Origin of the sequence: Methanospirillum hungatei (assembly GCF_020216685.1) — an archaeon.
Lineage (GTDB): Archaea > Halobacteriota > Methanomicrobia > Methanomicrobiales > Methanospirillaceae > Methanospirillum > Methanospirillum hungatei_B.
In genome coordinates this window covers 1-12,184 of sequence record NZ_JAIWNS010000158.1, presented here as the reverse complement: position 1 = coordinate 12,184, position 12,184 = coordinate 1, and the positions used below count along the sequence as shown (strand labels likewise).

Here is a 12,184-nt window from a genome sequence, read left to right as displayed (position 1 = left end):
GATCCATCATATGAATGGTTTGGTATCCAGGGATTTATCGTGCCCGGTGTTATTGCATTTCTGCTGACACGGCCTCTGATCATACTGCTCAACCGTCAGATGACCTGGAACAGAGGGGCTTTGCTGGCGGTTTCTTGTACACTCTTTTCATGTCTTATTACTCTCATCGGCCTTATCTTCCTGAAGGACCTGCTGGATCTGTGTTATGCCATATCATTAGGATTTATCTTTGGAGTCCGGCTTCTCGTTCTCGTCTCGATCGCAGATTACCGGACATCGAGGATGATCATTCCGGCATCCATACAGAGTATTACCGGATGGCTCTGTGTCCTGCCCATCCTTCCGGATCCCTTCCCGGTTCTTGCCCCGGTCCTGATGATCTTCTTTGGAACCGGGTTTGCCATCCTGATCTGGCTCATTGATCGGCCATTATACCGGGCATTTCACATTCGTGGTCTGAAGTTTTTGAATGCATTCATTGCCCACCTTACAGACGGGGACAAGGGAATGGAAGAGTTCTTTAGAGATATCGGGCAGGAGGCATGGGTCCCGCAGGTCAGTATTTTCTTCAGACGAGAAGGGAAAAAGGATCTGATCCTCACGATTCCGAATGTGCATCCTGGACCGATGGGAGAGATCGGGGGAGGAAACCTTCCCTCAATTCTGAGAAGCCGCTTTGATGAGGAGATGATGGTTGCTCATGGATGCGCAACTCATGATTACAATCTGGTATCAGAAGGTGAGATCGACAAAATTGTCGATGCTGTCAATGAAACCAGGGCATCACTTCACTGGCATGATACTGCAGGAAAGCCAGGCAGGATACAGGTGGGAACTGTTTCACTCCTCTACCAGCGAATCGGAGATGCCCTGCTGATGGTCAGTACCCGCTCCCCGGATAAGACTGAAGATATTGATTTTGGAATCGGGCACGCTATCATCTGTGAGGGACATAAGATCACACCTCATATCGGGTTTATTGATGCTCATAACTGTCTTGGTGATGAGATTGATGTCATCCTTCCGGGGACCAGAACAGCACATGAATACTTCACCGCCGCTACAGAGGCAATGAACCGGTGGGAGGTTGCACCACTCTACCCTCTGCAGGCAGGATATGCACATCTCCCCCTGCCATACACCAGGGGGGAAGGAATCGGGGATATTGGTCTTCAGGTTCTGGTAACTGAAACAGGAGGGATGACTGCTGCGTATATTCTTATTGACGGGAACAACATGGCACAGGGAGTGAGGGAATATATCAGAGATGAGGTCCGTGCCCTGGTCGATGAGGCCGAGGTGATGACCACCGACACCCATGTTGTGAATACCATCAGTGGGAAAAACCCGGTCGGGCTTCAGATTTCACCCGATGACCTCGTAACTCATGTGCTTGAAGGCGTTGAATTGGCACTCAAAGACTGTTCGGAGGCGAAGGCTGCCGGCAGCTCTGCTACCTGTAACGGAGTCATCATCTTTGGATCTGACTCTATTGCCCAGCTTGCAAGTATTGTAAATACTATTCTTGTCTATGTTGTTCCCATAAGTGCCGGGATGCTGCTCCTGGCAGTTGTCTTATCAGTTATCGCATACATGGTTATTACCTGATAAACCGGAAGCATGAAGGAAACTGATTCAATAGAAGAATGAAAATCCAACATCCAGGAGGAGAACATGTCATATCATACCCCGTATGAAATCATTGCAAAAGGTGCTGAGTCCGGGAAATACCGGATGTCACTTGAGGGATGGAATATTCTGCTCAGAGGAGGGATGGCCGGGGCATATATTGCCATGGGTGCATCACTGATGGTTATCGTATCGACCGGTGTTGCACCTGCCCTTGGAGCAGGAATGGCTCAGCTCGTTTCAGGCTTTGTATTTCCCCTCGGGCTTATCCTGATTGTCCTGACCGGTGCAGAACTCTGTACCGGGGATGCAATGCTGGCACCATTTGCTGCATTTTCCGGTCAGGGCAGCTGGATTTCTGTATTCAGGTTATGGGTTCTGTCCTATATCGGAAATATTATTGGGGCTCTTTTTTTCGCCGCCCTTGTGACCTTCGGAGTTCTTCTGCAGCCAGGCGCTGAGGGAATGACTGCCGGGGCATCTGCGGTAAGCATGGTAGCCTTTGCTTCAGAACGATGCAGTTATCCAGGGCTTATGGGGATATGGACCTGTTTTATTAAAGCAGTAGCAGCGGGCTGGCTCCTGAACCTTGCTGTTCTCCTTGGTATCTGTGCCGATGATGCAATAGGAAAGATCGCCGGGGTATGGTTTCCTTCCATGGCCCTTGCATCAACCGGCCTTGAGCATTCCATTACCAATGCTGCTCTTGTTCCTGCCGGGCTATTGTGTGCACCTCATCTTACGTTCCTGCAGGTGGCGCAGGTCGGTCCGCTTGCAGGAAATCTTGGATGGAGTACATTTACCTTCAGTAATCTCATCCCGGCAACAATAGGAAATCTTCTGGGCGGTCTGGTATTATCTGGAGTTCTGCTCTGGGTCGCATTTAAAAAAGAGATTACCCCGTGATTCAGGGAGCCGCTTCCCAGAGGGCATCCAGATACTCTTCAAAATAATGGATATGACAACTGACCGGGAAGGGTATCCCTACCGTAGATATAACGGCATCTCCCCGGTCAAGAGTCTGGATCTCCGTGTCAAGAACCCTGAGATCATGTTTTGCAGATGACGCAATGATCTCACGGTCATGACGATCGGCCAGTCCCATGACAAAGAGGGTGTTCATCTGGGCCAGCACCCGTTGATCAATATTTTTCGGCTGCTGGGTGATAACCCCAAGACCGACACCAAACTTTCTCCCTTCCATGGCAATCTCTCGGAAGACTCCTGTTTTTTCAGCCCGCTGGGATAGGACGCGTTGTGCCTCTTCAATGGATATGAGAACCCTGCCGCTGGCGGCTGCAGAACCCTGTTCAATGAACCGTCGTTGTCGATCCTTAAATATTGCCCTGGAGATTGCGGAGAGGATGAAAAGTTCTGCAGCATCACTCATACCGGGGATGTCAATCAGGACAACCTTATTTTCATCAAGAGCAGTGAGGATTTCGGGCAGGGAAGAGGACGATGAATCTACGAAGAGTGAGGTCAGGTCCAGGAGGGTCCTGATCTGACGCTGGACAAGACGGAGTGCATCAGCCGGCGCACTCCTGACACGCTGTGCGATATCCTGATGGTTCCCGATGTAGGCTGTGGTCCGCAGGTGTGAGGGGAGGGATTCAACATCTTCATTGATGAAAAAATCGATGATTTCATTTGTTGAAAAGGGCATCAGGAGGTTGACAACTTCATACTGTGCTGCAGTCAGATCAAATACCAGCCCAAGGTCTGCAATCGAGAGATCCTTATGACCGATCCGGAGCGGTTTCATCCCATATTCCTGGGCAATGGCCGGGTCGCGGATGGTAAATACAGAAAGGCCCTCCTGAGCTTTCGGGTGATGAACAAGGCCCCGGGAGTTTGGATCGCCTGGCTGGCCGGTTGCATACTCCCCATGGGGATCGGTGAGGAGTATACCTGCATTTCGCGTATTGATTGCAGAGGCACAGAAGACCTTCATGAGATTGCTTTTTCCCATACCGGTCGTTGCAAATACTCCCAGGTGCTGGTTTAAAACAGATGACGGGATACCGATAGGAAGATCAACCACCTTCTGGTTTCCGCTCATCATGAACCCGACTTCAAGTTCTCCCATGAACCTGCGGAGGATAGCATTTTCATCTGCATCCAGGGGTCTGACCGGTGAATACAGCGCAGGGATGGTTCGTGGCTTTCGATATATTCCATCCGGACTGATGCAGCCGATGGGAAGGCCGGTCACCAGCAGCCCTCCGGTCTCCGGTTCATGATTCATTCTTGTAACCCGTGCAAAATACCGGGTTTTAGTTCGTTCATCCGTGATTACCGCCAGTTCTCCTACCGCAATCATATCTCCGGGGGGGAGAATCCAGGTGTAAGAAAGCACATCTGTCCCGGTTAAAAGATGAAATCGGTTATCCATGATCTAAAAAGATATTCTTCTCAGGGAGATGATAAGAGTGAGTAGCGGCGATAGCGAAGATACTTGAACTGTGAAGCAGTACCAGATATCATGCAGAAAGCTCATATCCGATTTTTTGGTCTCATGGTTAGTGCTGTCATAGTATCGGCACTCATAGTCGGGGTATATGCAGCAGGTATCCCCTGTGGAACCGGCATGTATGATCCTGCAACACAAACCTGCTGCCAGGGGCAGGTGTATGATGATAAAACCAAGATCGTTCCCTGTGGGAACAGCTGTTATGATCCAAGTACACAGTCGTGCTGCAGGGGTCAGATATATGACGGCCTGATGTGGGGGGAGTGTAAGGGGGTCTGTTTTAATCGGGAGAAGCAGGTCTGTTGTGAAGGATACCCGGTAAACGGGAGCCGTTGTCTTTCGACCTGTCATGGAGTTCAGTTCAACCCGGACACACAGTCATGTTGTAATGGTCAGGTACTGGATGGCCGGTACTGGGGAACATGTGGCGGGGAATGTTATGACAAGATGACCCAGTCATGCTGTAACAACAAGACTCTTGAAGGTTCGAACTGGAGAGAATGCGGCAATGCATGTTATGATACTGAAAAGCAGTTCTGCTCACAGGGGAAGGTGTATGATGGCAAGGGAGTCATGTTCTGTGCAGGCTCTACATATGATCCAGGCAGTCAGTCATGTTGCAAGGGCACCATCTACGATGGTTTTGGATACCAGCCCTGTGGGGATACCTGTTATAATCCAAAGACACAGACCTGTTGCCAGGAGCAGGTATTTGAGGGGGTTGGCCTTCAGCCATGTGGAGACACCTGTTATAACCCGAAGACCGAATCATGCTGTCAGAAACAGGTGTTTGAAGGAGTAGGATCCCAGAAGTGTGGCGATACCTGTTATAACCCAAAGACGCAGACATGCTGCCGGGGAAAAGTCCTCGAAGGTAAGCAGGACTGTCAGTATTAACCTCTGATTGATTCACAGGTTTCCTTTTTTTGTAAAAGATCCATAACAGTTCATCTTTTCCGAATCGTTCCTCTTATTGCATCCCGGCACCAATCGTACTGTCAGGTACATATATGTCTAAACGGTCAGTAGATGCAGTATTTCAGGGACTCTATCTTCTTACGGATATCAGAGGCATGCTTCGGGATACCGTTCCGCATCATCACTTATCGGTTGAACAAAAAAAGGAGGCTGAAAAGATCCTCGGGAAACTGGAGAAACAGGTCGCTATCCTGAAGGAGGAACTCCTGGCATGAATTGTGGTGAAGGCATCGATACGAGGCAGATCGATGAGTTATTTATCAACCTTGATCCGATTCAGGCCGGCGGACGACTGACCACCGATGCCATGAAAGCAGTTCTGGCGTATGGTGACGGATATTCAGTCTGCGATCACTGTACCAAGCCATTCAGACTTGACCATATCTCAAAACCTCCTCTGGCAGAATTTCATAGGGATCTAGCTTCATTTCTGAACATGGATGTTGCCAGGCTGGTGCCCGGCGCACGACGAGGGTTTCAGGCCGTTGCTTCTGCCCTGGTAAAACCGGGTGATCCAGTCCTTCTGACAGCGTACTCCCATTACACGGAGTTTTTATCTGTGGAACAGTCACGGGGAATGGCTTTTGAAATTCCTGCGAATGATTCTCACATCATAACCCCGGACGGAGCAGCAGCCCGGATTGAGGAAGTCAGCAAGACAACCGGGAAAACCCCGGCCCTCATGTTTATTGAGCAGGTGGATTACCAGTATGGAAACCAGCATCCGGTTTCGGATCTCATTAAAGTTGCTCACCAGTATGATATCCCGGTCCTGTGTAACGGAGCATATACGATTGGTATCATGGACGTGAACGGGAAAGAGCTGGGTGCAGACTTTCTCGTCGGTTCAGGTCATAAAAGCATGGCTGCCCCTGCCCCTTCCGGTGTTCTTGCAACAACCAGCGAATGGGCCGAGACGGTCTTCAGAACGACCGGTATTAAGGGAGACCTCACCGGCAGGACATTTGGAGTAAAAGAGGTTGAGATGATGGGATGTACCCTTATGGGTGTTACATCGGTCGGGATGATGGCATCATTTCCCCATGTGAAAAGAAGAGTGAAAGAATTTGATGCACAGGTACAATACGTGAACCGGATTGTCGATGCCCTGCTTACTATTGAAGGAACAAAAGTTCAGAGTGAGTACCCCCGGAAACATACCCTGACCAGGATGAATACAACCGATTCATTTGACACTGTTGCCAGGACACATAAAAAGAAGGGTTTTTTCCTGACCAGTGCTCTTCGTGAACGGGGTATTGCAGGAATCCTTGCAGGATCGACCAGGGTTTGGAAATTTAACAGTTATGGCATTACCAGTGAGCAGGCTGATTATATTGCAGAGTCTTTTATTGAGATAGCAGAGAAAGAAGGGCTGGCCTGTTCACGGTAATACTATCAGCCACTCTGAAAAATTCCGTTTTTTATCACTTTTTTCGATGATAATTGCAGGATATCCTCGATGACGGAACGTATGGATGCCTGATCCATAAGCCTTTCAATCTGATGGACATCTGACCTGGTAACCGGCCGGGGAGGGAGGACACTACATGAGGTGTCCCCTGGTTCAGATGAGAATGATCCAATCTTTCGTGCAAGAGTTATGATCTCCTCCTTGTCATACCCGATGAGCGGGCGATAGATTGGGATCTCAATACCGGCAGAGATAGGAGCAAGGTTGTGAAGAGTCTGGGTTGCTACCTGACCAAGATTATCCCCGGTTACAATACCATCACACCCGGATTGTTGTGCATATCGTGATGCCAGTTCCAGCATGCCACGTTTACAGAGAACGCACCTGAGTTTTGGTTCGGAAAGGGTCATAAGTGCCTGATAGAACGGTTCAGCAGGGATAGTGATGACCGGTAATTCAAGACCCGGAACCCAGTGTGAGAGGGCGGTAAGGTTGTGTTCAAGGTTTCGTCTGATATCAGCTCCACCAAATTTTCCCGGTTCAATATGGAGGAATATCATGCGGACACCCCGGCGCATCATGAGCCAAGCCGCAACCGGTGAGTCTATACCGGCAGAGATGAGAGCAACCGCTTTTCCCTGGGTCCCATAAGGAAGGCCTCCCGGACCGGATATCCGGGTATCGTACACCATGCTCCCTTCTTTTCTGGCCTCGATAAAGATCTCATACTCCGGTGCAGTCAAATCCACCTTTAGATCAGGAATGGCATCAATGATCCGGGCTCCTGCTTCTGCAGCAAGTTCCTGGCTGGAAAAACCATCAACACCTTCACGCCGTGCCCGAACCGCAAACCGGGTATGGGGCATGAGATGAGGGTGTGCAACCCTGACCGCAGTTTCGCAGAGATCATCCATACTATTCCCACAGACCGTTACCGGGGCTATATCAATGACGCCAAAAATCCGTGAGAGCAGAGGCACAAGATCTACAGGGGACTCGGAGCTGACCAGAATCCTACTCCTGGTGATCGTTATAGTCGCGTCCACGTTCAATCCCTTCAGACCGGCACGGATATTATCCCGGAGCCTGTTTAAAAACTCCCTGCGCACCGGTTCACTCTTTAAAAATATTTCTCCGAACCGGACCATCACGACCTTGCGGGTATCCTGCTCCATCTGGTCAGTACTTTATTTTCTGTCTTGAAATGGCTGTTGTCTGTCCGGGTATACCACCGGTTCATGCCATGCAGCCGACAAACTCTTATGCCCGGTAAATCACAGGTGTATGTAATGGCTCCACGCAAAAAGAAAGAATCGGCATCAGCGCAGGAAGAAGCTCCAATGAAGCTCTTCTATATCTTTTACAGCCAGGAGCGATGGGATAACTGGATGAACTCCCTGCGTGAGGCTGATTTTGAAGGTGGCGATGATGATGATATGCCTGAAGGATACCAGTTGCTGAATGGTTTTAATCAGGATATCTGTATTGAAGTCCTGAAGATCATCAAGCTGTACCAGAACAACAGGTTCACGAAGGAGGAATCGATGAATAAACTCATCGAGGTAGAGGAGATCATCATGGAACAGGAGGTAGGGGAGGATATGATTGAACTTATTGCCCCGATGCATTTCCAGTTACTCGTCCTGTTTGCCTCTGCCAAAAAATTCCTGGAAGGTGGCTATGATGAGGATATCAAGGCTCTTGTCAAAAAGGGGCGCGGTATTAATGAGGAGAATACTGAAGAACTACTCGCTGTAGCAGCGGAGATCGGTGCAAACGTCATAAACGGAAAATCCTGCTGTGGCAGATATATCAAGGACTCAGAGGATATGGGTGTCTTTGATGAATGGCTTATTCAGATTGAGACCATGAATGAGGCCATGGGAACGCTCAAGAACTTTGACGAGGAAGCAGGCGAGGTTTCGTAAAAATATTTTTTTCACCAATATTTAATTTTCAGTAAGGATCCAACCTCTTTGATTTTTCATTGGGGCAATTTTTTTCGGCTACCAAAGAGGCGGTTGCACAAATCAATTTTGGTGATACAATAAGGGAAATTAACCTTGTGAATGTAAAAGATCACATGCTGAATTGACCTTATAGTGCTATTGAAAATCATTCATGCAATAACCTCTCAAGAGATAATTTTTTCCCTGCTATGATGATTGAAAATGTTATGAGTAAAATCGATCTCTCAATCAATATAATGCATGATTTTTTAAACTTTCATGCATCATGCATTATCCATGGCCCTGGTTGATCGGCTTATCCTTCAGCAGAGGGAGATGCAGTCCAAAATCAAGCATCCCTATATTCAACGGTCAATCCCGGATATTGAGAATACAGGGGGTCTGATTACGGTTATTACCGGTCCAAGGCGGGCAGGGAAATCAACCACCGCTCTGTGTCAGATAATAGAAGGGATCCCTGCAGCGTATATCAATTTTGACGATGAGGAACTTGCATCAGTACAGGATTTCCTCGCCATTGAATCAGCATTGCGCCAGGTATATGGGAATTATGAAATCCTCGTCCTGGACGAGATTCAAAATCTTCCACGGTGGGAACTGATCGTAAACCGACTTCACCGGCAGGGAGTCCGCCTGGTGATCACGGGCAGCAATGCTCATCTCTTAAGCAGTGAGCTCGCAACACATCTTACCGGCAGGTATATTCCGGTCTGGATCCTGCCTTTCTCTTTTGATGAATTCCTGGCTGCCAGGACAGATGTACAGCTCATCTCATCAGAATATCCTGAATTTCTCCATCAGTATATCGAGACCGGCGGATATCCTGAAGTAGTGCTTGGAAAAGCAGATAATGATACCTATCTTAATACACTCATTCAGGCAGTGCTTTTCAAAGATATTGTACGGAGATATCACATACGTTCTCCCCAGGCAATCGAGGATCTATCACTCTGCCTGATATCAAATCCTGCAGTAGAATATTCATATGCAAATCTCGGTGAATTAACCAGGACCAGCACAAATACCGTGAAGAAATACCTCCAGTATCTCCATCAGAGTTTTCTCTTCTTCAGCATCCCGCGATTCTCATGGAAAGTGAGGGAACAGATAAGCTCAAGCAAGAAGATCTATCTCACAGACACCGGCTGTTTTTCCGCACGATCTGTCCGGCATTCTCTTCATATCGGGAGAATGTATGAAAATCTCACCGCCATTTATCTCTACCGGCAGGAATTATATGGTAGTTGCCGTCTCTCATACTGGAAGAGTCAGCAGGGTGAAGAAGTGGATTTTGTAATTCAGTCTGGAACTGAGATCAAATCATTGATTCAGGTTTCATTTGATATCTCACAACCAAAGACATTAAAGAGAGAGATCAGGGCATTAATTAAAGCTTCTAAGGAACTCAAATGTGATAATCTTATACTGGTAACTGAATCAGAGGAACGGATGATCGAGGCGGACTGGTATGGGAAAAAGGGGACAATCCGGGTTGTACCGCTATATAAGTTCCTTCTTGGGATGGTAGAGGGGATTTTTTAATTTTTTTGGGAATAATGAAGAGAAAGAATTGATAAAAGCCTGAATAAATAGAGGATTTGGTCTCTATTCAGGTTATGCCATAAAGACATACAGAAGGTTGGGACGAAAGGATGTAATTCCTGAAAGGTTTGTAATCTTCACCATTTTTATACTAAATCCATTATTTGGCGTTCAGTAAGCATAAATCACCTTTGATTCGATTATTCAGAGTTAACCTCAAATTGAAATCAGAACTTCTATTACCATAAACTTCCCTTGTTGATTAATGGATCCCGGGGAGCTCAGGTTTAAAATCATTACACTCTGCAAAGAAAAGAAATTAATCTCCTAAGAAGACCTCTGTTCTCTCACCGGTTGTGATAGTGATCAGGTACGAACCGTCTGTTCTGATCTTCTCAATGAGAACCTGGTTGAAGATATCGACACCTTCGGGATAAAAACAACAAAATCACTCCTCAATTCTTCATGTCCGGAGAGCACTCCATCCATCACAAAAATCAATTCCCTCCCCGATCCCACAACCATCACTCCCCTCAAAATCTTCCTGAGCTATGGTCATGACCAGTACGCTGTCGATGCAGAGCGGATCAAGACCGATCTTGAACACAGGGGTCACACCATCTGGTTTTATCTGGAGCGGATCCGGCTTGGAGGTGACTGGGAACAGTATATCGAGGAGGGCCTGAAATACTGTGACCGTGTCGTCCTTCTTATCACTCCGCATTCAATGAGGAGAGAGAAACAGGGGAAGAATCCGGTACCGGCAGGGTACTGTCTGAATGAAGTTGCCAAGGCGTATGAACGGCATCTCCCGATAATTCCTGTTGTCCTTGTTGATCTTGAGGATGACCTCCCGCCATCGGTGAAGGATATCCCTTCCCGAGACTTCAGACCTGCCATCCCTGTCAGGGATCATGAAGATATCTATCCTGCCTGCTTTGCAGAACTCGTTCAGGCAATCCGGGAAGAGCCACGAAGCTCTATACCAGAGCCGCAGATTCCCCACATTGAAGAATCAGGTCAGCAGAAAGAACAGCGGCAGGAGACCGAAAAGAAGTTTATAATCTTCCTGAGCTATGGAAGGGATGAGTACACCGACAATGCACTCCGGATCAAGGAAGATCTCGAATCAAGGGGTCATTTGGTTATCTTTGATCCTGATATGGTGATAGGCAGTCCCGGATTTGAACAGTACGTCGAGGATGGACTGCAGAAGTGCAACCGTGTTGTGCTCCTCATGACCCCGGGGTCGGTCAGCAGGAAGAACCGACGGGACAGGGGTTCACCGGAAGGATACTGTCTCACCCATATCGCCAAGGCACTTGAAAAGAGTAAAGAGATCATCCCGGTCCTCCTCGTTGAGCTGATAGACGGGGTTCCGACCTCGATCTGCAGGATTCAGTACCTGGATCTCATGACCGTCATCCCGATCGATAAGTATTCAGACCGGTATCTCCCGCTCTTTGATCGTCTCGCAGATGCAATTGAGCAGAAACAGCTTAACTTTAAGGGTGGGCAGGCTAAACTCATCAAAAAACTCAGGCTGTTAGACTTCAGGGCCGATGTCGGCCAGCATATCGCCAGGTTCACCGGGAGGAAATGGATCTTTGACGAGATCGACCGTTGGATGGCTGAAAAGCCGGACTCACGGGTCTTCTGGTTGCTTGGCGGTCCGGGGATCGGGAAGAGTGCGGTTGCAGCCTGGCTCTGTAATTATCACCGAGATGTTATTGCGTTCCATCTCTGTATCCACGGGCATACCGACAAGAGCGATCCCCGCCGGGCAGTTCTCTCGATCGTTTACCAGATTACCCAGCATCTTCCTTTATATGATGCAAAGATCCAGGGAATGGACCTTGAGACCGAGACTGAGAAGGACGCTTACACACTCTTTGACAACTTTCTCGTCCAGCCGTTCACATCAGGGGTGATCCGGCCTGAGGGAGATAAGCTCGTGATCATCGATGCGATCGACGAGGCGACGAAGGATGGTAAGAACGAGATCGCCAGGTTCATCCGTGATCACTGGAAGAAGACCCCTCCATGATTTTGCAACTCTTGGATACGAGGTCATTTGGGAAGATAAATCAAACAAAGGAAGAGTGGATCTGACCGTGAAGACGAGATCCGGGATCTGGATCTTTGAGTTCAAAGTCATTGGGATCGATAAAAGCGGGG

10 protein-coding genes and 1 pseudogene are annotated in these 12,184 nt (G+C 48.3%); 9 read left to right on the top strand and 2 right to left on the bottom strand.

Annotated elements, in window-relative coordinates:
* Positions 1-1,608: DUF2070 family protein (locus tag LDL35_RS10080; RefSeq protein WP_304022209.1), on the top strand; the 1,608-nt coding region annotated here is incomplete at its 5' end.
* Between the two features lie 66 nt (positions 1,609-1,674).
* Positions 1,675-2,535: a formate/nitrite transporter family protein gene (locus LDL35_RS10075; protein ID WP_304022208.1), complete on the top strand. Its 861-nt coding sequence runs from the start codon at positions 1,675-1,677 to the stop codon at positions 2,533-2,535.
* A gap of 1 nt (position 2,536) precedes the next feature.
* Here LDL35_RS10075 and LDL35_RS10070 read toward each other — a convergent pair whose 3' ends face one another.
* Positions 2,537-4,024, bottom strand: coding sequence for an ATP-binding protein (locus LDL35_RS10070; protein WP_304022207.1), 1,488 nt, complete (start codon positions 4,022-4,024; stop codon positions 2,537-2,539).
* A 90-nt stretch (positions 4,025-4,114) separates the two neighbouring features.
* Here LDL35_RS10070 and LDL35_RS10065 point away from each other — a divergent pair, with 90 nt between their 5' ends.
* The 3 genes from LDL35_RS10065 to pscS all read left to right on the top strand — a co-directional run bounded on the left by LDL35_RS10065 (position 4,115) and on the right by pscS (position 6,473).
* Positions 4,115-4,999, top strand: coding sequence for a hypothetical protein (locus tag LDL35_RS10065; RefSeq protein ID WP_304022206.1), 885 nt, complete (start codon positions 4,115-4,117; stop codon positions 4,997-4,999).
* Between the two features lie 113 nt (positions 5,000-5,112).
* Complete coding sequence (locus LDL35_RS10060) at positions 5,113-5,295, top strand: hypothetical protein (protein ID WP_304022205.1); 183 nt, start codon at positions 5,113-5,115, stop codon at positions 5,293-5,295.
* Positions 5,292-6,473 carry an O-phospho-L-seryl-tRNA:Cys-tRNA synthase gene (gene pscS / locus LDL35_RS10055; protein WP_304022204.1) on the top strand — a complete coding sequence of 394 codons (1,182 nt, stop codon included), beginning with the start codon at positions 5,292-5,294 and terminating at the stop codon, positions 6,471-6,473. The genes LDL35_RS10060 and pscS overlap by 4 nt, the downstream gene beginning before the upstream one ends.
* A 5-nt stretch (positions 6,474-6,478) precedes the next feature.
* Here pscS and thiI read toward each other — a convergent pair whose 3' ends face one another.
* A complete protein-coding gene (gene thiI / locus LDL35_RS10050; protein WP_304022203.1) occupies positions 6,479-7,669 on the bottom strand; it encodes a tRNA uracil 4-sulfurtransferase ThiI in 1,191 nt (396 codons plus the stop codon).
* 114 nt (positions 7,670-7,783) lie between these two features.
* Here thiI and LDL35_RS10045 point away from each other — a divergent pair, with 114 nt between their 5' ends.
* From LDL35_RS10045 to LDL35_RS10030, 4 genes and pseudogenes are all read left to right on the top strand, one after another.
* On the top strand, positions 7,784-8,422 hold the full coding sequence (locus LDL35_RS10045) for a DUF2150 family protein (RefSeq protein WP_304022202.1): 639 nt from the start codon (positions 7,784-7,786) through the stop codon (positions 8,420-8,422).
* Positions 8,423-8,722: 300 nt separating this feature from the next.
* Positions 8,723-10,006: an ATP-binding protein gene (locus LDL35_RS10040; protein ID WP_304022201.1), complete on the top strand. Its 1,284-nt coding sequence runs from the start codon at positions 8,723-8,725 to the stop codon at positions 10,004-10,006.
* Positions 10,007-10,412: 406 nt separating this feature from the next.
* A complete protein-coding gene (locus tag LDL35_RS10035) occupies positions 10,413-12,053 on the top strand; it encodes a toll/interleukin-1 receptor domain-containing protein (RefSeq protein ID WP_369694914.1) in 1,641 nt (546 codons plus the stop codon).
* Between the two features lies 1 nt (position 12,054).
* Positions 12,055-12,184, top strand: a pseudogene (locus LDL35_RS10030) (PD-(D/E)XK nuclease domain-containing protein); the annotation flags it as partial.

Coding starts and splice junctions, on each gene's coding strand:
- LDL35_RS10060 (WP_304022205.1), top strand. CDS start 5,113: ATGTCTAAACGGTCAGTAGATGCAGTATTTCAGGGACTCTATCTTCTT.
- LDL35_RS10065 (WP_304022206.1), top strand. CDS start 4,115: ATGCAGAAAGCTCATATCCGATTTTTTGGTCTCATGGTTAGTGCTGTC.
- thiI (WP_304022203.1), bottom strand. CDS start 7,669: ATGGAGCAGGATACCCGCAAGGTCGTGATGGTCCGGTTCGGAGAAATA.
- LDL35_RS10045 (WP_304022202.1), top strand. CDS start 7,784: ATGGCTCCACGCAAAAAGAAAGAATCGGCATCAGCGCAGGAAGAAGCT.
- LDL35_RS10040 (WP_304022201.1), top strand. CDS start 8,723: ATGCATCATGCATTATCCATGGCCCTGGTTGATCGGCTTATCCTTCAG.
- LDL35_RS10070 (WP_304022207.1), bottom strand. CDS start 4,024: ATGGATAACCGATTTCATCTTTTAACCGGGACAGATGTGCTTTCTTAC.
- pscS (WP_304022204.1), top strand. CDS start 5,292: ATGAATTGTGGTGAAGGCATCGATACGAGGCAGATCGATGAGTTATTT.
- LDL35_RS10075 (WP_304022208.1), top strand. CDS start 1,675: ATGTCATATCATACCCCGTATGAAATCATTGCAAAAGGTGCTGAGTCC.